This window comes from Brenneria sp. L3-3C-1, assembly GCF_016456245.1.
Lineage (GTDB): Bacteria > Pseudomonadota > Gammaproteobacteria > Enterobacterales > Enterobacteriaceae > Brenneria.
The window spans coordinates 389,562-412,583 of sequence record NZ_JAEMHF010000002.1 but is presented as its reverse complement, the minus strand read 5'-3'; the positions used below and the strand labels follow the sequence as shown (position 1 = coordinate 412,583).

The window sequence follows — 23,022 nt, the reverse complement described above, 5'->3', positions numbered from 1 at the left end:
ATCCAGCAACGTGCTTTTTTGGGGGGGTACAGGGTATTTATGCATTGACATTTTGACGTGCGAAATATTTTCGTCGTTGCAGATTCCGCTTTCTGCAAAGCTTTTAATAGAGTGATGGGGATATCACCGCCTTAAATAAGAAGCAAATAGGCCGGCTTCTTGAATATACCGGATGAATATTGCGAAATGACTAAAATAAAATCAATTTATTGATATAATTTACTTTGTTATTGTTTGCTGCTTATTACTTTTTATTAATGATTATAAGTTGAGGTAAGTTAATGTTATTTGAAACTGCGGGAGCCGTTTACGGTTTCAATTTTGTGTTGTAATTATATTTCAATGTAATATGATGACCCGCCCTGATATAAATTCAGATGTCTTCTGTTGTCGATCGTTTTTATATGGTTGACTGCGTCCAGTTGCGTTTTATTACTGCAAAAAGCAGAAATAAGATATTGCATGGAAAGTATCCTGATAGAAAATCTATTAATAGGAATGATTATCAATTTAATGCATCTGGCGGATTTTATACAAATGGATTTTTACTTAATATCAAGCGCTATGCCTAATAAATTTAAAGATACAGAGCGGCGGCCGTCGAACGCATATTTACTCCAGTCAGTAACGGAGAGGATCGAGGCGAGGGCCGCTACTCTATTTGCAGTGTGAAAGATGATAGGTATTAAAATGAGGTTTGGAAATGGAATATAAATTAGACGGAATTTCTTTATCATTGTTCTTTGGTTTTATCGGGATGGCCAGTTTCTCTTCACATGCCGCCGATACCCGCGTTGTCAAAATGCCAACGACGCCGGCCGCCTGTGCTGTCTTACAGTCTCAGGGCAGCATTGCGACTAAGGATATTCAGAAAGCGCTAAATTCTTGCTCTCAAGGCAAGGCGGTGAAATTGGCCGCCGGGGGTAAGTCTGCGGTCTTTCTCAGTGGTTCGATAACGATCCCTTCCGGCGTGAGCCTGTGGATAGATAAAGGCGTTACGTTACGGGCGGTTAATAATGCGGCGGCTTTTAATGCAGGGTCTGGGACTTGCGGGACGTTGGACAATAGCGGCAAAGGTTGTTTGCCATTGATTAAAGTCAACGCTGCGCAAAACAGCGGCATTTATGGGCCGGGAACGATTGATGGGCAAGGGGGCGTCGCGCTTCAGGATAAAAAGGTCAGTTGGTGGGCGTTAGCGGCTAGTGCCAAAGTGAAAAAAATGAAGCAGAATGCTCCGCGTCTGATTCAGATTAACAAGAGTAAAAATTTTACGCTTTACAACGTTACACTGACTAATTCACCTAATTTCCATGTCGTATTCAGCGATAGCGATGGATTGACCGCCTGGAAAACCACGATTAAAACCCCCGCCACCGCAAGAAACACCGATGGTATCGATCCGATATCGTCGCAAAACATCACCATTGCCTACAGCAATATTTCAACTGGCGACGATAACGTGGCGATAAAGGCGTACAGCGGAAGAGCGTCGGCGCAAAATATTTCTATCATTCATAACCAGTTTGGCTCGGGACACGGGATGTCGATCGGCAGTGAAACCATGGGGGTATATGGCGTTCTGGTAGATGATTTAATCATGAATGGAACCACCAACGGTTTACGGATAAAAAGCGATAAATCCGCTGCCGGCATAGTCAACGGCGTAACTTACAAAAACGTCACTATGACTAATGTGGCTAAGCCGATTGTCATTGATACCGTATATGAGCAAAAAAGCGGCAATACCGTTCCTGACTGGAGCGGAATAACCTTTACGAATGTCACATCTAAAACCAGTGGCGTGGTGGTGATTAATGGCGAGAATGCTAAAAAACCCATCGTGGTGACGATGAAGAATGTCACCTTGACCACGGACACCAAGTGGCAGGTCAAGAATGCCAAGGTAAATAAAATATAAGTTAAACATAAAGTTGCTGTCTTTCGGCGCAGCCATGTTTTTATTGATGTATTAATAACAAGGTTCCTTTCCTGCCTCCGTCGGGGAGGGAACCGTCGGTCGATGTGTGATTCAACGATTGGCGATTAACTCTACCCCGGGCCGCATACGGCGCGCGCCTCATTCATTTTCCCGTGTATCTCACTCTGACAACAGCGATGTCGTCGTCTGCCGAACCTTTATCCGCAGTACAACCGTGCCTTTATATGAGAATTATTCTTGATATCAACCCCCGGCATATTACACTGCGTGCGATTCCCATCATTATAGAGAACAGAATGTCATGGAGTTGCTTCGTATCGTTTATCAACAATACCGTTGGCCTTTTCTGGCCGTTATCTTATTAAGCATTGTCAGCGCCGCTCTGGGAATCGGCCTGATCGCGTTTATCAACGTGCAGTTGATTGAAACCGCCAACCAGTCTCTGGCCGTGCTGCCTCAGTTCCTGGGATTGCTGATATTGCTGATGGCGGTGACGTTGGCTTCTCAATTGGCATTGACGGCGCTGGGGCACCATTTTGTCTATCAACTGCGCGGGCAGTTTATTAAACGTATTCTGGATACCAATATTGCGCGCATCGAACAGTTAGGGAATGCGCAATTGCTTGCCAGCCTTTCCAGCGACATTCGTAATATCACGCTTGCTTTTGTCCGCCTGCCGGAGTTGATTCAGGGGATAGTGTTAACGCTTGGCTCTGCGGTTTATCTGGCCTGGTTGTCGCCGAAAATGCTGGCCGTGACATCGCTGTGGATTACGATCACCATTTGGGGCGGTTTTATCCTGGTTTCTCGCGTATACCATCATCTTACCCACGTGCGCGAAGCGGAAGATCGCCTCCAGAAAGATTATCAGATGGCGATTGAAGGACGTAAAGAGCTGGCGCTGAACCGTGAGCGGGCGCAAAAGCTGTATGAAGAGATTTATCAGGTCAACGCCCAGGACTACCGCCGGAATATCATCCGGGCGGATACTTTCCATCTTAGCGCGGTGAACTGGTCCAACATCATGATGCTGGGCGCGATCGGCGCGGTGTTTTTTATGGCGAATAATCTGGGATGGTCGGATACCAATGTCGCCGCGACCTATTCATTAACCCTGTTGTTTTTGCGTACCCCTTTGCTTCAGGCCGTCGGGGCATTACCCACGTTGATCAGCGCTCAGGTCGCGTTCAATAAATTAAACGGACTCAAGCTGGCCGACTACCGGCCTGAATTTCCTCCGGCAACCGCGCCAACTGGCTGGCAAACGCTGGAACTGCGCGATGTGGTGTTTCGTTACGCCGGCGCGGAATTTGAAGTCGGGCCAATAAATATGACCATCCGGCGCGGGGAGCTGGTTTATCTGATCGGCGGGAACGGCAGCGGCAAATCGACGCTGGCGATGCTGTTGACCGGCTTATACACTCCGGTATCCGGCGCTTTATTATTGGATAACCGGCCGATAACCGCAGCGACATTGCCCGATTATCAAAAACTGTTTTCCGCCGTCTTTACCGACTTCCATCTCTTCGGGCAAATGATCGGCCCGCAGGGGGCTACGCCTGATAGGGCGCTGATGGATGACTGGCTGGAACGGCTCAATATGCGCCAGAAACTCGAGCTGGATAATTATCGCGTGACGAATCTACAGCTCTCTCAGGGGCAGCGCAAACGCATCGCGCTGCTGCTGGCCGTGGTGGAACAGCGGGATATTCTGTTGCTGGACGAATGGGCCGCCGATCAGGATCCGCAATTTCGGCGGGTATTTTATCTCGAATTGCTGCCTCAGCTTCAGGCGCTGGGCAAAACGATTATCGCGATCAGTCATGACGATCGCTATTTTGAACACGCCGACCGCCTGCTTGAAATGCACAACGGCCAGCTATCGGAATTGACCGGCACCGCGCGCGCGCTGGCAAGTCAGGATGCCGTGGCGCAGATCAATCGATGAGCCGATAGAGCAAAAATATAATCTATGCCAATGATATTATACGCAAAGCTATACAGTCAGCGAACGCTGGGGCATGATAAGCGCCAATGTCGGCCGTCTGCTGGCAGAAAGGATCGTTCCATCACTCACAGGCGGCGTTCGGGTGCGGATCAAGTCGTGTCGAAATGGCTGCCGTTTAACATATTGGGTTGGTATAGGTTATGAAAAGGATATTTAATTCACTGTTTGTGGTGATTGTTGTTTGTTTTTCTACTCTGTCGTCTGCGGCGGAAAACCTGCCTAACATTGTGATCCTGGCAACCGGCGGGACAATAGCGGGTTCTGCGGCAGCCAATACACAAACGACAGGTTATAAAGCGGGGGCGTTGGGCGTGGATACGCTGATCAATGCCGTGCCGGAACTGAAAACGCTTGCCAATATTTCAGGTGAGCAAATCTCCAATATCGGCAGTGAAAACATGACCAGCGACGTTTTGCTGAAGCTGAGTAAAAGAGTCAATGAACTGCTGGCGCGCAGCGATGTGGATGGCGTGGTTATCACTCATGGTACGGATACGCTTGATGAATCCCCCTATTTTCTGAACCTGACGGTAAAAAGCGACAAACCGGTGGTGTTCGCCGCGGCGATGCGTCCGGCGACGTCAATCAGCGCTGATGGCCCGATGAATCTGTACGGCGCGGTTAAAGTGGCGGCGGATAAAAACGCGCGTAGCCGTGGCGTTATGGTGGTGCTGAACGATCGTATCGGTTCTGCCCGCTTTATCACCAAAACCAATGCTTCCACGCTGGATACCTTTAAGGCGCCGGAAGAAGGCTACCTGGGGGTGATTATCGGTAACAAGGTCTATTTCCAGAATCGTCTGGATAAAATTCATACCACCCGTTCCGTCTTCGATGTCGCCAACCTGGAAAAACTGCCGGCAGTAGATATTATTTACGGATATCAGGATGATCCTGAATATATGTATGATGCGGCGCTGGCGCATGGCGTGAAGGGCATTGTCTATGCCGGTATGGGGGCGGGTACGGTGTCTAAACGCAGCGACGCGGGTATCCGCAAAGCAGAGAGTAAAGGCGTGGTCGTGGTTCGCGCCAGCCGTACCGGCAGCGGCATTGTCCCGCCGGATGCTTCCCAGCCAGGGCTGGTCGCCGATTCGCTGAATCCGGCTAAATCTCGTATTCTGTTGATGCTGGCGCTGACGAAAACCACGAATCCGGCAGTGATTCAGGAATATTTCCACACATACTGATATCGATGTCGGTGAAAAATGATAGCCCCGTTATATCGATTACGGGGCTTTTTCTTTGCGAAGCGGCTTTCATATCCGTGAATTTTATCGGTATGATTCATCCCTCGACAGAGTGGGTAATCCCGGCGGCGGTATCATGATGTTCAGAACGGGCTTGGTGAAAATAAGGATACGTCATTAGATGACACAACCCATTTTTATGGTTGGCGCCAGAGGCTGTGGTAAAACCACCGTAGGAAACCGACTGGCTCAGGCGTTGAGATATGATTTTGTCGATACCGACCTGTTTATGCAGCAGAGCAGTCAGATGACGGTTGCCGACGTTGTGGCGCAGGAGGGATGGCACGGTTTTCGTCAACGGGAAAGCCGGGCATTGCAGGATGTGACCGCCCGACGTCGCGTGGTCGCCACCGGCGGTGGAATGGTGCTGTCCGAGTCGAACCGACGCTTTATGAGCGGCAAAGGTTCGGTCATTTATCTCCATGCCCCCGCCGAATTACTGGCCCGGCGCCTGGAAGCCAGCCCGCAGGATCATCAGCGGCCTACCCTGACCGGGCGCCCCATCGCGGAAGAAATGGCGGACGTACTGGCCGCCCGCGAGGCGCTCTACCGCGAAGTCGCTCATCATGTCATTGATGCGACGCAAGATCCGACCGCTATCGTGGCGAATGTGATGCGAATTCTGCGATTGTCGGCGGCCTAGTCCAGGCATTTTCCTGAATGGCTAAAATAATCGCCAGTCGATGCTACCGGCAACGCACTTTCGTTGAATAGATAGTGACAACGGCGCTGTTCTCCTTTTAAGATGAATTTTCTAGGTTTTTTCGACTATAGGTGCCGCGCTATGCTGAAGGTAAACGAGTATTTTGCAGGGAAAGTGAAATCTATTGGTTTTGACAGCGGCAGTATCGGCCGTGCCAGTGTCGGGGTCATGGAAGAGGGAACATATACGTTCGGTACGGGTCAAGCCGAAGAGATGACGGTGATTACCGGTGCTTTGAAGGTTTTGTTGCCGGGGGCGCCTGACTGGCAGGTTTTTATGCCGGGCGATTCGTTTTTTGTTCCGGCGCAGAGTGAATTCAACTTACAGGTCGCCGAAGACACGTCTTATTTGTGTAAATACCTGTAGTCATCCACGTTTAATTTAGTTTCTTATTCAAGGCTGCTTTTCGTGCTTCAGGGGAGCAGCTTTCCTTGTTATGAGCAATAAGTTTTATATACCGCGAGTATTAAAACTTTTGATGAAATCAGCTGACTTTCGGCCGTCGCTTGAACCTTAATGACCCATATTTGTTTTAAATCCGGCAGAACATACTAGCGTTTTCTTATTCGTTTCCTGATAAATTCCCGCTCATGTTTGTGAGCCACCTCAAGTTTTATTTCCTTGTGCCGTTATGATTTGCATAACCTTTCCATGCTAAGAGCTTGCTATGCTGAAAACGACACGAGCCAGAATTCTAACGGCCTGTACGGCAATTGTTGTACTTTCTCTCGCCATTAACACTTTTCTTAATTACACCATAGCCAATAATTCTAATGAGGAATCCATCGACAACATGCTGCATGCGATTGCGGCCAGCCACAGCATGGCGATCGGCGAGTGGGTGGAATCTAAAACCCAGATGGTAACCGCCCTCAACGACAGCGTACTGACCGATGATGATCCGGTTCCTGTGTTTAAGCAGATCGCCGCCTCAGGCGGGTTCATCAATGTTTACATGGGATACGAGGATAAAACGGCGAAGTTTTCCGACTCCGTCGGGATCCCCGCTGATTACGATCCGACCATCCGTCCCTGGTATCAGCAGGCGGTAAGGGAAAGAAAACCGATTGTCACCGCGCCTTATGTTGATGTGTCGACCAAAGAACTGATCGTTTCTTTCGCGGCTCCGGTTATGGATGGCGGCACGGTCAAGGGGGTGCTGGGCAGCGATCTGACGATGCAGAATGTGATCGAAAACGTGAAGTCAATTCATCCGACGCCGTCGAGTTTTGGCGTATTGATTGCCCGCGACGGCACCATCATCGCCCACCCGGATGAAAAACTGACGTTGAAGAATATTACTGATATCGCATCGGGTATCGATCTGAGTACGGTGCAGGCGTCAAAAGATCCGCTTGATGTTGATTTTGGCGGCGCCACGAAGATGGTTCTCGCCCAGCCTATTCGCGGCACCGACTGGACTATGCTGGTGGCGCTGGATAAAACCGAAGCCACCGCAGGCATGCGTTCTTTGCTGTTTACCTCTGTCGGGACGCTGCTGTTGATTGCTTTACTCGGGTCATTGGTGATTGGGGTCATGATTACGTCCACGCTGAAGCGTTTGCTGCTGATTCGTGATGCGATGGACGACATCAGCAACGGCAACAACGATCTGACCCAGCGCCTGCCGGATGAAGGGCAGGATGAGGTGGCGCAGATCGCCCGTTCGTTTAATACCTTTATCGACAAGCTCAGTGTGGTGATGATTCAGATCCGTGATATCAGCTCCTCGCTACAGCTGGCGGCGGATGAAATATCAGCCGGCAATAATGACCTGTCGTCGCGCACCGAGTCTGCGGCTTCCAGCATTCAGCAAACGGCCGCGGCGTTAGAGCAGATTTCCGCAACGGTGACGCAGTCCGCCAGCTCGGCGCAGCAGGTTAATCAGCAAGCGCTGCTGCTGTCGAAGGATGCGAGCAGCGGCGGGAAAGTGGTGTCTGATGTGATTGTGACGATGGACGATATCGTGGTCGCGTCGGGTAAAATCGGCGATATCATCGGCGTAATTGACGGCATTGCCTTCCAGACCAATATTCTGGCGCTGAATGCGGCGGTGGAAGCGGCTCGCGCGGGCGAGCAGGGGCGCGGTTTCGCGGTGGTGGCGGGGGAGGTGCGCAGTCTGGCGCAGCGTAGCGCCCAGGCGGCGAAAGAGATTAAAGGCCTGATCGAGTCGACCGTCGACAGCGTCGCCTCCGGCTCGTCCCAGGTTCGTCAGGCCAGCAATACCATGAACGAAATTGTGGGCGGCGTATCAACGGTAACGACGGTGATGTCTGAAATCACCCATGCGGCGGATGAGCAAATGCGCGGCATCCATGAAATCAATCAGGCGGTGGCGCAGTTGGATTCAATGGTGCAGCAGAACGCGGCGTTGGTTCAGGAGTCAGCCGCGGCGTCGGCGGCCTTACAGTCGCAGGCGGAAGATTTGAACGCGGTGATCGGGCACTTCAAAGTGTAATCAGGCGGCCCCCCGCCGCCGTCGCGGCGGGGGGCGCAATGGCGTAAACGCTGAAATCAGCGTTGCGCTTCCCCGCCCAGGGCCTCGATCAGATTGCTGATTAGCGCCGCCAGTTCGCTGGTCATCAAAATAAAATCGGCATCGAAGCGCTGCGCGAAATCATCCCGATCGATATCGTCGTTCTGGTCGCGCAACGTATCCGCAAACTTCAGTCGTTTTAGCGAACCATCGTCCGACAGCACCAGTTGAATGCGTTCCTGCCAGTCCAGCGCCAGTTTGGTGACCAGCTTGCCCGCCTCAATGTGCACGGCAATTTCGTCACTGACCAGATCCTGTTTTTTGCAACGGATCACGCCGCCATCTTCCAGAATCGCTTTCAGCTCGGCTTCATCCTGTAAAGCGAAACCCGCGGGCGGTTCGCCGGCGCGCACCCATTCGGTCATTGTCAGTTCGATCGGGTTTTCCATGGTCAGTGGAACCACCGGCAGCGAGCCCAGCGTTTTACGCAATAATGCCAGCGTGTCTTCCGCTTTTTTGGCGCTGGCGGCATCGACCATGATCAAACCGTTGACGGTATCGATCCACAACCAGACTTGGCTGAAACGGCTGAATGCGCGCGGCAGCAGGCTATGCAGCACTTCGTCTTTCAGGGCGTCTTTTTCGGTTTTCTTCAGCTTGCGGTGTTGTTCCGCCTCCAGCCGCTCGATTTTGGCCTGCAATGTCTGCTTGATAACCGGCGAGGGCAGGATTTTCTCTTCTTTACGGGCGCAGATAACGATCTGCCCGTTAACCACGTGCGTTAAGGCATCGCTGTGGGAACCCATTGGCGACACCCAACCCGTCTTCATCATGTCCTGACTGCCGCACGGCGTAAAAGCAAAGGCGCTTAACTGGTTTTCCATCTCATCCGCAGATAAAACGTTTTCCCGATTTAAGCGGTAAATCATTAAATTTTTAAACCACAGCATGGCGTTATCCCTGACTGGGCGTGCAAGCTTGCACGCAGGTTCATTGATGCAGCGCGCATGATAACGAATTCAGCCGGATCATGTTGCATAAAATAAGATTGATCGGCGGCCAGAACGTCGGCTACACCGCAAATTCCGGCGCTAACCGGCTGATGCCTAAGCCATTAACCTTGGCGACCTTGATCTGCACCGGAATGCGCTCTTTCATGGCCTCGACGTGGCTGATTACCCCGATGGTTTTACCGGCGGCGTTGAGGTTATCCAGCGCGTCCAGTGCGGTATCCAGCGTTTCGGCGTCCAGCGTGCCGAAGCCTTCATCCAGAAACAGCGAGTCGATACTGGTTTTATTACTCACCAGGTCGGAGAGCGCCAACGCCAGCGCCAGACTGACCAGAAAGCTTTCTCCGCCGGAAAGCGTGCGGGTATCCCTTAGCGCATCGGCCTGCCAGGTATCCACGATCTGTAACTTCAACTCGTCATTGGCCTGACGTTGCAACAGATAGCGCCCGTGCAGACGGGCGAGTTGCAGGTTGGCCAGATACACCAGATGATCCAGCGTCAGTCCTTGCGCGAATTTGCGGAACTTATCGCCTTTCTGCGAGCCGATAAGTTCGTTCAGACAGCTCCAGTCGTCATAGTGCTGCTGGCTATGGGCGATTTCGGCCAGCAGCGCCTGCTGATTCTGGCGGTGGCGTTGGTCGGTGGTGAGCTGCTGACGGATTTCCCCCTGCTGCTGAAGGTTGGTTTTCAGTCTTTCGCTCAATTCGAGCAGTCTTTGTTGCAGAGCGAGCGGGGTTTCCTCTGCCGCCAGCGTTTCCGGGCGCTGTTGTTGGTGCCGGTTCAGGAGCTGCTCCGCCTGTTGATAAAGGGCGGCGGCCTGTTGCCATTCCCGGTGCAGTTTTTCCTTCCGGTCGCGCAGTTCGTCGCGCTCTTGTTCATTCAGTAAGGCGCGTTTAAACGCCGGTTCATCGGCAAAAATACTGTCCTGTAACGCCTGAGCGAAGCTCAGCGCGGCTTGCTGATGCAATGCCGCCACGCGGGTCTGCTGCTGCTGTATCCCGGTCAACTCGCCGGTTAAGCGGCTGAGCGCCGACTCCGCCTGCTGACGTTGCGCCTGAGTCTGTTGACTGGTTTGCTCGTGCTGTTGGCTTTGCAGCCGCAACTGATTGCCGACCTCGGCCGTCTGCCGATCGCCGAACAACTGTCGCCGCTGCCGCTGACATTCCTCCAGCGTTTTGAGATGCGCCGCCTGTTGTTGTCGTAAGGCCGATAGCTGTTGTTCGGTCTCGGCAATGGATTTCGTGAGATGCTGCCGTTCCGCTTCCAATGCCGTCTGGCTATTGATTAACCGCTGTTGTTCCTGCTCGACGTCTTTCCATACCTGCCACTCTTCAGCGCGTTGCTTCAGCCAGGCTGATTGCTCCGCCGGATCCGGTACGGCCAGGTCAAACCCGGCCAGCGTGTTTTCCATCTCCTGCTGATGCTGTGTTTGCTGTTGCTGCGTCTCTTGCAGTGCTCGTTGGAGGTCATCCTGGGCATTTTTCAGCGTTTGCCGCTGTTGGGTATTGAGCGCTATCTGCTGTAGGGTGCGTTGCAGCAGTGCATCCGCATGGGTCAGTGAATCCTTACTTTCCTGCCATTGCCGCTGTGCCTGCTCACGCACTGAAATCTGTTGCTGGATCTGCTGTTCCGATGCTTCACGTTGCGTCAGCCAATCGGCCACCTCGGCGGTCTGTTGCGGCGCGTAATCTACTTGTAAGCGCTTACTGACATCCTGCCACTGTTGCAGCAAGGTCTGGTATTCCTCGTCCTGCTGGGTGCGTTCGCTCAGCAACCGTTGATGCTGTTGCCGTAATGCAACCAAGGTGGCGTCAGTCTGCGTCAGCTCGCTTTCCAGGCGGCTGACTTCCTGGCTCAACTGTAATAGGCGTTGTTCGGTTTCCGATGGTTGCAGCGCCTGATAGCGTTCAATCGCCGGATGGTGGGTGGAGCCGCAGAGGGGGCAGGCTTCACCCGCCTGTAGCCGGGTTCTTTCTGCTTCCAGCCGAACGATGCGCATTTCCAACTGATGGTTTTTATCCACTTCGGCTAGGTATTCACGGCGCTGCTCGCAGGTTTTACGCTGTTGCCGTTGTTGCGCTTCCTGTTGTCCGATCTGTTCCCGTATCTGGTCGCACTGCGTGTCCAGTTGCCGCCTGCGGGCGTCAACGCCATGAAACAATGCGCTGATGGTGGACAACTGCTGGCGCGCGGGGCGTTGCGTAATCGACTGGCTAAGCTGCTGATGTAAAACAGTGATGGGCTGTTGCGCTTCCTGTTCCTGCATTGCTTGCTGATGTTGCGCGAACTGCCGCTGGGCGTTATCGACGTCCGTCTGCTGTCGGGTTCGCTGCGTGGCTGACTGAGCCGCGTTATTCTCCAGCGTTTCAGCTTGCAAAGCGTACTGCGACTGCTTTTGCGTCAGGTTTATGCCGTCTTCCCCAAGCTGTTGCAGCCGCTGAAACTGCGTGCGCCACAGGGAAAGATATTCCCCCCAGCGCTGATGATGCGGGTGCTGCTGGCGATAGTCCCGTAACTGCTCAAGCCGTTGCTGGGCAAGCCGGTACTGCTGTTCCGTCTGCGTCAGCTTAAGCTGGTCGGCCTGCTGGCGCGTTTGCGATTGATCCAGATCGCGCTGCTGTTTCTCTGTCTGCTGTTGCAGGGTTTGGATCTGGTGATCCAGCGGCATGACGCGTTCACCGATCAGCGTCTCCTGCTGCTGACGGTAATCCGCGTGCTGACGCAGGGCTTGTATGGCGTGTTCTTCCTGCTGGCGGAATGTCTCCACGGCGTTTAGCTGCGTTTGCTGCTGTTCCTTCAGGCGGGCAATGTGCTGTAGCAGCGAGTCGGATTCCAACTGGTAACGCTCTCTCTCCTGCTGGAGCGGCCTGAGTTTTTCCGCCGGTTCATTTTGCGCCAGCCGTTCGAGCGCAGGCTGCGCCTGCCGGATGGCCGTTTCCGCCGCCGTACGTTGCTCCTGGCTGGTGGTCAGCGATTGTTGGTACTGCTCCCGCTGTTCAAACCAGCGTTGATGAGTTAGCGCTTGCTCACGCTCGGCAATCAGCGCCTGCTCCTGTTGCGTCAATGACGACAGTTGCCCTTCCAACTGCTGACGCTGTTCGTCGTTCAGCAGCTCAATGCCTGAAGCCCGCGCCTGCAAATTTTCTAACGTTGCCCGCGCCTGTTTGTGGCGATCGAAAACGCGCTCGGAAATAAGCCCGTAAATATCCGTGCCGGTCAGTTCTTCCAGCAGTTCGGCGCGTTCATTGGCATCCGCATTGAGAAAAGCGGCGAACTGCCCCTGCGACAGCATCATGGAGCGGGTGAAACGGTCAAAATTCAGCCCGGTGAGTTCGGCGGTCATCTCCAGCTTTTCGGTCAGTTTTTCACACAGGATTTTGCCGTCATCAATCCGCGCCAGTTCGGCTTTCGGGGTTTGCAGATTGCCGTCAGGCGAGTTTCTGGCCCGGCGTTGGCTCCAGAAGGCGCGATAACCGATGCCTTTGACCTCGAACTCCACTTCCGCCAGACATTCCGCGGTGTTGCGGGTCATCAGCTCATTCTGGCTGGCGGAAATATTTTTTAACCGTGGCGTCGCGTGATACAGCGCCAGGCAAATGGCGTCAAGCAGCGTGGTTTTCCCCGCGCCGGTGGGGCCGGTAATGGCGAACAGGCCATTGCTGGAAAAAGGTTGCTGCCTGAAATCAATTTTCCATTCGCCTTTTAGAGCATTGAGATTTTTTAAGCGCAGGCTAAGTATTTTCATTCGACGTGCTCACCGTTTTCCAATTCATCAATAACCTGATCGAACAGCATCCGCACGCGCTGCTGGCGGCTTTCTTCCAGATCGGTCGCCGCGGCCAGCCGCCGTTCGAAAACATCCTGCACCGTCAGCTCATTCAGCGTTTCCTTCTCTTGCCGGACAATCGCCTGTAGATGTTGTTCGCGCGCGCGGCGCAACAGCAGAACCTCGACGGGTAAAGCGTCGGTCAGCGTCTGAATGCGTTTCTGGATGTCGCTCAAATAATCCTGCGTGGTGATTTCAATATCCAGCCACACCGGTTTTTCACCCTGATAATCGTTAAAGGCCGCGAGCCGGCGTTCGATGTCGTCCAGATCGCCTTTGATAAGCTGCATCGGCTGGGTCATCGGAACAGGCAGCGTCTCCACCGTTGGCGGGCTGTCGGCGGCGAAGGTGACCAGACAAATCGATTTCTCACTGCTTAATTCATCAAAACTGAGCGGGATAGGGGAACCGCTGTAGCGAATATGCGCGCTTTTCGTCACCCGCTGCGGCCGGTGAATATGGCCGAGGGCGATATAGTCCGCCGGAGGAAACGCCTGCGCCGGAAACGCATCCAGCGTACCGATGTAAATATCGCGCACGGAATCGGAGGCGGTGACGCCGACGGTGGTCAGGTGTCCGGTGGCAATAATGGGCAACGGCAACCCCAGCCTGTCGCGTTTCCGACAGGCCAACTGGTAACACTGCCGGTAGTGCGTGGTGATGGCATCCAGCAGGGCCTGCTGTTTCTCATCGCCGGATTGCCCAGCCTGGCTGGTTATCAGGTCGCGCGGCCGTAAAAAAGGAATGGCGCACAGTATGGCGCCGGGCTGCCCCTGACGGTTTTTCAGCACGTACACTTGCTTGTCGAGATCGCCGTCGGTGCTGGCGACGACCTGTGTATTCAGGCAGGCCAGAAGATCGCGGGACTCATTCAGCGTGGCGACCGAGTCGTGGTTGCCGCCTAATACCGCTAACCGGCAGCCGGTACGTTGCAGTTCAACCACGAAACGGTAATACATTTCCCGCGCATAGCTGGGCGGCGAACCGTTATCAAAGATATCGCCCGCGACGATTACCGCATCCACCTGATGCTGCTCGACCTGGGCGATAAGCCAGTGCAGGAAAGCCTGATGCTCGGCCGCGCGGCTCTTGGTATAAAAATACTGCCCCAGATGCCAGTCGGCGGTATGAATAATGCGCATGGAACTCCCTGAGTGGCGTGTAATAGCAATGCCATTGATTATAAACAGCCGTAGGGGCAACTGTCGTTGCGAAAACATGAGTTTGGAAAGCGGCTCGAAAATATGCGGGTCATTACTACTTGACGTTGAAAATCGCTCCCGGCGCTTTTTCTACTCGCGCCATCCCTGAGGCTCGCTCTATAGGCTGACGAGTCTTCAGAAAAATATCTTGTTTGTGTTTTTATATATAACACTATGATATTAATATAAATTTAGTGTTTAAGCCGTTCACCCCCACGGCGTAAGAAATTACGCTGAGGTGGGTGCCCCCGCGAATGCGCCGCATGGAGGCGGCGCAAGCCAGTGCCGCGTCGGGAACGCGTCACTGGCGGTTCGGAAAAGGGGGCGACCGCCGAAGGAACCGCGCTAGCGGCGTGATTTCAGCCACAAGCCCGGGTTCGTAGGGTGGTGGCGTTTGAACCACCCTGCGTCGGGCGCGTGCTACGACATAGCAGAGAAACGGCGGCTTTATCGCGCACGAAAGATTCTCCGATGTGGCATATTCCAATTTGTGGGGATTTCTAGCACTACGTGACGTTGAAAAATGCTCCTGCATTTTTTTATGGCGGGCTATCCCTGCCCGCCACCCTACGGGCCAATGCTGCGCATTGTTGAAAAATGCTCCTGCATTTTTTTCATAAATATGTCACAAAACTGACGCATAATGCTTTCCGTATGCTAACGGCGACGATGATTAACGGCGGATTAATGATGGCAAGACGCATATTGGTCGTGGAAGATGAAGCACCGATTCGTGAAATGGTATGCTTTGTACTGGAGCAGAATGGTTATCAACCAGTCGAAGCCGAAGATTATGACGGCGCAGTCGCACTATTGGCGGAACCTTTCCCTGAGTTGGTGTTGCTGGACTGGATGTTGCCGGGCGGATCGGGCTTGCAATTCATTAGGCATATGAAGCGCGAGGCGCTTACCCGCGATATACCGGTCATGATGTTGACCGCCCGCGGTGAAGAAGAGGATCGCGTGCGCGGGCTTGAGGTCGGGGCGGATGATTACATCATTAAACCGTTTTCGCCTAAAGAGTTGGTGGCGCGCATTAAGGCGGTAATGCGCCGTATCTCGCCGATGGCGGTTGAAGACGTCATAGAAATGCGCGGCCTGAACCTCGATCCTTCCTCGCACCGGGTGACGACGGGCGAGCTGGCGCTGGATATGGGGCCAACGGAATTTAAACTGTTGCACTTCTTTATGACGCATCCTGAGCGGGTTTACAGCCGTGAACAGTTGCTGAATCATGTATGGGGCACTAACGTTTATGTTGAAGATCGGACAGTTGATGTTCATATCCGCCGGTTGCGTAAAGCGCTGGAAACCAGCGGTCATGACAAAATGGTGCAGACCGTTCGCGGAACGGGATACCGTTTTTCAACACGTTACTGAAGGCTGGCATAGCGGAGAAACATTAACGTGCTAGAACGTCTCTCATGGAAAAGGCTGGCGCTGGAGCTGGTTTTTTTTTGCCTGCCCGCGCTGTTGCTGGGTTTGATCTTCGGCTATCTACCCTGGTTTCTGTTGGCCGCCGTTCTGGCGGCGCTAGGCTGGAATTTTTATAACCAACTTAAACTTTCCCACTGGCTGTGGGTCGATCGCAGCATGACGCCGCCTCCCGGCCGCTGGAGCTGGGAGCCGCTGTTTTACGGCCTTTATCAGATGCAATTGCGTAATCGTCGGCGTCGGCGCGAGCTGGCGTTATTGATTAAGCGTTTCCGCAGCGGCGCGGAGTCCCTGCCGGATGCACTGGTAACTATTACCGAAGAGGGCACCATCTTTTGGTGTAACCATCTGGCCCAGCATCTGCTCGGCCTACGCTGGCCGGAAGATAACGGCCAGAATATCCTCAACTTGCTGCGCCACCCTGAATTCGCCGGCTATATGAAAAAACAGGATTTCAGCCGTCCGTTAACGCTGCAACTGAGTCATGCCCGCCACCTCGAATTTCGGGTGATGCCTTATTCCGAAGGACAACAGCTGATGGTGGTGCGTGATATTACGCAAATGCACCAGTTGGAAGGGGCCAGACGTAACTTCTTCGCCAATGTCAGTCATGAGCTGCGCACGCCGCTGACCGTATTGCAGGGATATCTGGAGATGATGCAGGATGACTCGCTGGATGATGCTCTGCGCAATAAAGCCCTGAATACCATGCAGGAGCAGACCCGGCGCATGGACGGACTGGTGCAACAGCTTTTAACCCTGTCGCGTATCGAAGCGGCGGCGGTAATCGATCTGCATGAGAAAGTCGATATACCGCTAATGTTGCGCGTAGTTGAGCGTGAAGCCCAGACGTTAAGCCAGGGGCGGCATGAGATCGTGTTTCGCATAAATGAAGACCTTCAGATTTTCGGTAATGAGGAACAACTGCGCAGTGCGGTTTCCAATCTGGTGTATAACGCGATTAATCATACGCCGGCAGGTACGCGCATTGAGGTTGGCTGGCAGAACGTTCCACAGGGCGCGCGCTTTCAGGTCAGTGACGACGGGCCGGGGATCGCAGCGGAACATTTGCCTCGTTTGACCGAGCGCTTTTATCGCGTCGATAAAGCCCGTTCGCGGCAGACCGGGGGGAGCGGGCTGGGGTTGGCGATTGTTAAGCATGCGCTCAGCCACCATGATTCCCGTTTGGAGATCGTGAGCGAGGATGGCGTCGGCTCCCGTTTTATGTTTACGCTGCCGAATCGGTTGATTGTGCCTGCCGCGCTGATTGATTCCCAACGCCAGCCCGTTGCAAGATGAATTTATTTCACGTTATGTGAAAATTATTCCATTGCTCTGCATCAATGCGCATGACAGGATAAATGCCAGCTTTAGACGTCCAGATGGCTGATTTTGCTTTCAAGGTGACTATCCCGTCAGTTACTACGCCATAATGGAATATCTCACAACGAAACTATTTGCCGCTCATCCTCTGTTGATGCACCGGCGGCTTGTCAGGAGCAACAATGGCTAAATCACTTCCCCCTTTTCGTGCCGATGTGGTCGGCAGTTTGCTGCGTCCCGCGGCAATCAAACAGGCTCGCTTACAGTATCAGTCCGGTGAGATTGATGGGGCGCAGCTGCGCGAAATAGAAGATCGGGAAATTCTCCGGCTGGTCGAGCGGCAGCGTGAAACGGGCTTGCAGGTCGTCACGGATGGTGAATTGCGCCGCGCCTGGTGGCATTTTGATTTCTTTGCCGAACTGAACGGGGTTGAACGTTATGAGGCGGAGCAAGGCATTCAATTTAACGGGATTCAGACTAAGTCACATGCTATTCGGGTGACGAAGAAAGTAAGCTTCAATCACCAGCACCCTATGTTGGAGGATTTTCGTTATCTGAATAGTATTTCAGGCGATGCGGTGGCGAAAATGACCATCCCCAGCCCCAGCGTGCTGCATTTCCGCGGCGGTCGTAAAGCCATTGACAGCACGGTGTACCCCGATCTGTCCGCCTATTTTGACGATCTGGCGCAAACCTGGCGTGACGCGATCCACGCCTTTTACGCGGCGGGCTGTCGCTACCTGCAACTGGATGACACCGTATGGGCGTACTTGTGTTCCGACGATCAGAAACGACAGATCCGCGAGCGGGGTGAGGATCCCGAACAGCTGGCGCGTATTTATGCCGATGTGTTGAATAAGGCGCTGGCGGATAAACCCGCCGATCTGGTGATTGGTCTGCATGTGTGCCGCGGCAACTTCCGCTCTACCTGGATTTCCGAGGGCGGCTATGAGCCAGTGGCGAAAATATTGTTCGGTGAAGTCAACGCGGATGCCTTTTTCCTTGAATACGACACCGAACGGGCTGGGGGCTTCGAGCCTTTGCGCTTTATAAAACCGGGCCACCAGCAGGTGGTGCTGGGGTTGATTACCAGCAAAAACGGCGATCTGGAAAGCGTGGAAAGCGTACAGGCGCGTATTGCCGAAGCGGCGAAATACGTCGATATCAACCAGCTTTGTCTCAGCCCGCAGTGCGGTTTTGCTTCCACCGAAGAGGGCAATAGTCTGACGGAAGAGCAGCAGTGGAATAAGTTGAAGCGGGTTGTCGATATTGCCCGTCAGGTGTGGTGATGGTCAGTTAGCCGGTCTTTTTCGCTGTTATAGGCCGCAGCCGGATCGTGAGATCCGGCTTTTTTTAAGTAAATAAGATTTATTTATGGCTTAAGCGCGCATTTATAGTGATTATTTTTCGGTTTTATTGCACTGAGCCGTCAATAAATGCACAAATCATGTAGCAAGCAATAAGCGATAAGTAATTTTATCTACCAAATAATTGTCTTGATTTAGTCAAAAACTCTGCTTTTTAGATTGTGTCTTGTCTTTTTCCGCTATAAACGTTTTACTTACCCCCCAATATGGCTGTGCGCCAAAATATAATTCCAATAAATCTGCTTATGAGCATGCGAACGCCCGTCGTGACGAACGGCGATCAGCAGCACAGTTCTCCTTTTCTATCGATTGATACAGGCAACACGACATAACTATGAGTCATCGTTTAACGTCCAAAGATATCGTGGCATTAGGTTTTATGACCTTTGCCTTGTTTGTCGGCGCGGGGAATATCATTTTTCCGCCGATGGTGGGGTTACAGGCGGGTGAACACGTCTGGGTAGCCGCGTTTGGCTTTCTGCTTACCGCCGTCGGTTTGCCGGTGCTTACTATTGTTGCGCTGGCGCGGGTTGGCGGGGGAATTGATGCATTAAGCTCCCCGATTGGCAAGAAAGCGGGCGTGGTATTGGCGACGGTTTGTTATCTGGCCGTAGGCCCGCTGTTTGCGACGCCGCGTACCGCTACCGTATCGTTCGAGGTAGGCATTGCCCCGCTGGTGGGAAATGGCGCTGCTCCGTTATTAATCTATAGCCTGATCTATTTTGCGATTGTTATCGCAATCTCGCTGTATCCCGGGCGTTTGTTGGATACGGTGGGGCATGTGCTGGCGCCGTTGAAAATAGCCGCGCTGGCCGTGCTGGGTATTGCCGCGGTCATGTGGCCGGCGGGTTCGCCCCTTCCGGCGATTGATACCTATCAGCATGTGCCGTTTTCCAACGGGTTTGTGAATGGCTATCTCACCATGGATACGCTGGGTGCGATGGTGTTCGGCATTGTTATCGTTAATGCGGCGCGCTCACGCGGGGTCGAAAGCGCTAAACTGCTTACCCGCTATACCGTGTGGGCCGGGTTGATTGCGGGCATCGGTTTGGCGCTGGTGTACCTGAGTCTGTTCCAATTAGGTTCTGTCAGCGGCGTGCTGGTGCCGGAAGCGCAAAATGGGGCTGAAATTCTGCATGCCTACGTTCAGCATACGTCCGGGAATGTGGGAAGCAGCTTCCTGTCTCTGTTGATCTTTATCGCCTGCATGGTCACGGCGGTTGGCCTGACGTGCGCCTGCGCCGAGTTTTTCGCCCAGTATCTGCCGTTTTCATACCGCACGCTGGTATTTATACTGGGCGGCTTCTCCATGGTGGTGTCAAACCTGGGTTTAAGCCATCTGATTCAGCTTTCCATCCCGGTGCTGACGGCGATCTATCCGCCTTGTATCGTCCTGGTTTTACTGAGTTTTACGCGGCAATGGTGGAATAATTATTCGCGTATTGTGGCGCCGGTGATGTTAATCAGTCTGTTGTTCGGCATGATTGATGGTATAAAATCGTCGACTTTCAAATCGTTGCTGCCCGAGTGGAGTCTGAACCTGCCGCTGAGTGAGCAGGGCCTGGCCTGGTTGCCGCCTTCATTAGTGATTTTGCTGGCAGCGGTGATTTACGATCGGCTGTGTAGCCGTCAGGAAGTCACAGTACATCAATAATACGGTGAGTTTTTGATCTAGCACCACAGGCCATTGCCTGTGGTTTTTTCTTTTGTAAAACAGGGTTGCTTATTTATGGAACAACAATCCACTAAGCTCAAGCGTGGGTTAAGTACGCGGCATATCCGTTTTATCGCCTTGGGTTCGGCGATCGGTACCGGTCTTTTTTATGGTTCAGCCAGCGCCATCCAGATGGCGGGGCCCAGCGTTTTGCTGGCTTATCTGATTGGCGGACTCGTCGCTTACATTATTATGCGGGCGCTGGGTGAAATGTCGGTCAACAACCCGCAATCCAGCTCTTTTTCCCGCTACGCGCAGGATTATCTCGGGCCTTTGGCGGGCTATATCACCGGCTGGACTTACTGCTTTGAGATGCTGATTGTCGCCATCGCCGATGTCACGGCATTTGGTATTTACATGGGCGTCTGGTTTCCGGCCGTTCCCCACTGGGTTTGGGTACTCAGCGTGGTGCTGATCATCGGGGCGATTAACCTGATGAACGTAAAAGTGTTCGGCGAACTGGAGTTCTGGCTGTCCTTTTTCAAAGTCGCCACCATTATTATCATGATCGTCGCCGGGATTGGCATCATCGTCTGGGGCATTGGCAACGGCGGCGAGCCGACGGGCATTCATAACCTGTGGACCAACGGCGGGTTTTTCAGTAACGGCGTGATGGGCATGATCCTGTCGCTGCAACTGGTGATGTTCGCCTATGGCGGGGTGGAAATCATCGGTATCACCGCCGGTGAGGCCAAAGATCCGCAAAAATCTATCCCACGCGCCATCAATTCCGTGCCCTGGCGCATTCTGGTGTTCTATGTGGGTACGCTGTTTGTGATCATGTCGATTTATCCGTGGGATCAGGTGGGCACCAACGGCAGCCCGTTTGTGCTGACGTTCCAGCATATGGGGATTACTGCGGCGGCCGGTATCCTGAATTTTGTGGTGATCACCGCCTCGCTGTCGGCGATCAACAGCGATGTGTTTGGCGTTGGGCGTATGCTGCACGGCATGGCGGGACAAGGCCATGCGCCAAAAGCCTTCACCCGGGTGTCTAAACGAGGTATTCCGTGGGTAACGGTCGTGGTGATGATGTCGGCGCTGCTGGTGGCGGTCTATCTGAACTACATTATGCCGGGCAAAGTCTTTCTGGTTATCGCTTCGCTGGCAACCTTCGCCACCGTCTGGGTGTGGATCATGATCCTGTGCTCCCAAATCGCTTTCCGCCGCAGTTTAAGCCGCGAAGCGGTGAAGTCGCTGGCCTTTCCGCTGCGCGGCGGTGTGGCGACCTCGGTGTTCGGCATCGTTTTCCTGTTGTTTATCATCGGTCTGATCGGTTATTTCCCTGCGACCCGCGTTTCCCTGTATGTCGGCCTGATCTGGATTGCGCTGCTGCTGGCGGGCTATGTGATTAAGATAAAACGTCAGCAAAAGTAAGATAAAAAGCGGGCGTTCATGCCCGCTGCGCCATGACCTGCATATCATTGCCAGTTGGGGTTTGATGCACGCGCAGATCGAACTCGGGCAGGATGGCGAAAATGTGATCGAAGATATCCGACTGGATGCTTTCATATTCCACCCAGGCGGTGGTATTGGTAAAGGCGTAGATCTCCAGCGGCAGCCCTTCCGGCGTGGGAGCCAACTGGCGCACCATCAGCGTCATCCCCTTGTGGATCCCCGGATGTGCGCGTAGATAGGCCTGAAGATAGGCGCGGAATGTCCCAAGGTTAGTCAGCCGGCGGCCGTTCAGCGGTGAAGCAAGGTCGGCATCCGTTTGCGCATTATGGCGTTCCAGTTCACTGGTTTTATTCTGGATATACGGCGACAGCAGCTTGCTGCGTATCAGCCGCGCCTGTTCTTCCTCCGTCATGAAATGCACGCTGGTGGTGTCGATATTTACGCTGCGCTTGATGCGTCGTCCGCCGGATTCAGACATGGAACGCCAGTTTTTGAATGAGTCGGAAATCAGCGCGTAGGTGGGAATGGTGGTGATGGTATTGTCCCAGTTTTTGACTTTGACCGTGGTCAGACCGATGTCCGTCACCGCGCCGTCGGCCCCGTATTTCGGCATCTCCAGCCAGTCGCCCAGCGATAGCATATCATTGGCTGAAAGCTGGATCCCCGCGACCAGCCCCATGATGGGATCTTTGAAGACCAACATCAAAACGGCGGTCATGGCGCCCAACCCGCTGATCAGCAGCAGCGGCGATTTTCCTATCAGTAACGAAACCACCATAATGCCAATCACTATCGTGGCGATCAGTTTCAGACTTTGAAACAGCCCCCGCAGCGGCAGTTGTGTGGCGATTTTGGCGCGTGAAGAGACCGCGAGCAAGATATCCAGCAGGGAAAACAGCACCAGCAAAGCAAAAACCATAATCCAGACTTGAGAAGCGATCACCAGCGCTTCACGCGTTTCGCTTTGCGCCGGTAACCACAGCACGACCTGAATGTTAAGGATGATCCCCTGTAACAGGAAAGCGAAGCGGTTAAACAGACCGTGCTGCGTGAGTGCCGACTTCCAGCCGGATGGGGCGCCGGTTCCGGGTTTATTCAGCGAGCGTACGATGATCCGTTTTAGCACCACCTGATGCAAAATAAGATGAATGACCGCAGAGACCAGAAGTATCAGCCCCAGAACAATCAGTAGCGCAATCATGCCGGCGTATTGCACTCCCGCATTTTCCAGCCACAGCGTCAGATTCTGTTGCATGTCTTCTCCTTTTGTTTTGACTGAACGTGTATCAAGGGATAATAGCGTTGAATAAAAAAGCAATGGATATAAAAAAGCCAGTCGCGTTGGCGACTGGCTTTTATGATCGATAAACCA

15 protein-coding genes are annotated in these 23,022 nt (G+C 53.3%); 11 read left to right on the top strand and 4 right to left on the bottom strand.

Annotation, left to right across the window (positions count from 1 at the left end; all coding sequences use genetic code 11):
- Positions 1 to 703 precede the first annotated feature (703 nt).
- The 6 genes from JG725_RS08310 (at position 704) to JG725_RS08285 (ending at position 8,358) form a co-directional block, all read left to right on the top strand.
- The gene (locus JG725_RS08310; RefSeq protein WP_172289654.1) at positions 704 to 1,918 is read left to right on the top strand and encodes a glycoside hydrolase family 28 protein; all 1,215 of its coding nucleotides are present in this window, start codon (positions 704 to 706) and stop codon (positions 1,916 to 1,918) included.
- Between the two features lie 322 nt (positions 1,919 to 2,240).
- The gene (locus JG725_RS08305) at positions 2,241 to 3,887 is read left to right on the top strand and encodes a multidrug ABC transporter permease/ATP-binding protein (protein WP_172289655.1); all 1,647 of its coding nucleotides are present in this window, start codon (positions 2,241 to 2,243) and stop codon (positions 3,885 to 3,887) included.
- A gap of 200 nt (positions 3,888 to 4,087) precedes the next feature.
- Positions 4,088 to 5,137 (top strand): type II asparaginase, encoded by a 1,050-nt coding sequence (locus JG725_RS08300; RefSeq protein ID WP_199377547.1) that lies wholly within the window; start codon positions 4,088 to 4,090, stop codon positions 5,135 to 5,137.
- A gap of 181 nt (positions 5,138 to 5,318) precedes the next feature.
- Positions 5,319 to 5,840 carry a shikimate kinase AroL gene (gene aroL, locus JG725_RS08295; RefSeq protein WP_199377545.1) on the top strand — a complete coding sequence of 174 codons (522 nt, stop codon included), beginning with the start codon at positions 5,319 to 5,321 and terminating at the stop codon, positions 5,838 to 5,840.
- A 141-nt stretch (positions 5,841 to 5,981) separates the two neighbouring features.
- Positions 5,982 to 6,266, top strand: a complete 285-nt coding sequence (ppnP, locus tag JG725_RS08290) for a pyrimidine/purine nucleoside phosphorylase (RefSeq protein WP_172289658.1) — start codon at positions 5,982 to 5,984, stop codon at positions 6,264 to 6,266.
- Positions 6,267 to 6,567: 301 nt separating this feature from the next.
- Positions 6,568 to 8,358, top strand: a complete 1,791-nt coding sequence (locus tag JG725_RS08285; protein WP_199377543.1) for a methyl-accepting chemotaxis protein — start codon at positions 6,568 to 6,570, stop codon at positions 8,356 to 8,358.
- A gap of 56 nt (positions 8,359 to 8,414) precedes the next feature.
- On the opposite strand, the gene rdgC is transcribed toward JG725_RS08285, so the two are convergent.
- The 3 genes from rdgC to sbcD form a co-directional block, all read right to left on the bottom strand.
- Entirely contained in the window at positions 8,415 to 9,326 is a 912-nt protein-coding gene (gene rdgC / locus JG725_RS08280) for a recombination-associated protein RdgC (protein WP_172289660.1), read from the bottom strand.
- Positions 9,327 to 9,447: 121 nt separating this feature from the next.
- Positions 9,448 to 13,131 (bottom strand): AAA family ATPase, encoded by a 3,684-nt coding sequence (locus JG725_RS08275; RefSeq protein WP_199377541.1) that lies wholly within the window; start codon positions 13,129 to 13,131, stop codon positions 9,448 to 9,450.
- Positions 13,128 to 14,354 carry an exonuclease subunit SbcD gene (gene sbcD / locus JG725_RS08270; RefSeq protein ID WP_199377539.1) on the bottom strand — a complete coding sequence of 409 codons (1,227 nt, stop codon included), beginning with the start codon at positions 14,352 to 14,354 and terminating at the stop codon, positions 13,128 to 13,130. The genes JG725_RS08275 and sbcD overlap by 4 nt, the downstream gene beginning before the upstream one ends.
- 750 nt (positions 14,355 to 15,104) lie before the next feature.
- Between sbcD and phoB the strand changes: the two genes are divergently transcribed.
- From phoB to proY, 5 genes are all read left to right on the top strand, one after another.
- Positions 15,105 to 15,794: a phosphate response regulator transcription factor PhoB gene (gene phoB / locus JG725_RS08265; protein WP_172290019.1), complete on the top strand. Its 690-nt coding sequence runs from the start codon at positions 15,105 to 15,107 to the stop codon at positions 15,792 to 15,794.
- Positions 15,795 to 15,821: 27 nt separating this feature from the next.
- Positions 15,822 to 17,147, top strand: coding sequence for a phosphate regulon sensor histidine kinase PhoR (phoR, locus tag JG725_RS08260; protein ID WP_199377537.1), 1,326 nt, complete (start codon positions 15,822 to 15,824; stop codon positions 17,145 to 17,147).
- 206 nt (positions 17,148 to 17,353) lie between these two features.
- Entirely contained in the window at positions 17,354 to 18,460 is a 1,107-nt protein-coding gene (locus JG725_RS08255) for a cobalamin-independent methionine synthase II family protein (RefSeq protein ID WP_172289664.1), read from the top strand.
- 412 nt (positions 18,461 to 18,872) lie between these two features.
- The gene (gene brnQ / locus JG725_RS08250) at positions 18,873 to 20,192 is read left to right on the top strand and encodes a branched-chain amino acid transport system II carrier protein (RefSeq protein WP_172289665.1); all 1,320 of its coding nucleotides are present in this window, start codon (positions 18,873 to 18,875) and stop codon (positions 20,190 to 20,192) included.
- Between the two features lie 75 nt (positions 20,193 to 20,267).
- A complete protein-coding gene (gene proY / locus JG725_RS08245) occupies positions 20,268 to 21,629 on the top strand; it encodes a proline-specific permease ProY (RefSeq protein ID WP_172289666.1) in 1,362 nt (453 codons plus the stop codon).
- A gap of 16 nt (positions 21,630 to 21,645) precedes the next feature.
- Here proY and JG725_RS08240 read toward each other — a convergent pair whose 3' ends face one another.
- Positions 21,646 to 22,905 (bottom strand): mechanosensitive ion channel family protein, encoded by a 1,260-nt coding sequence (locus tag JG725_RS08240; RefSeq protein WP_199377534.1) that lies wholly within the window; start codon positions 22,903 to 22,905, stop codon positions 21,646 to 21,648.
- Positions 22,906 to 23,022: the final 117 nt, after the last annotated feature.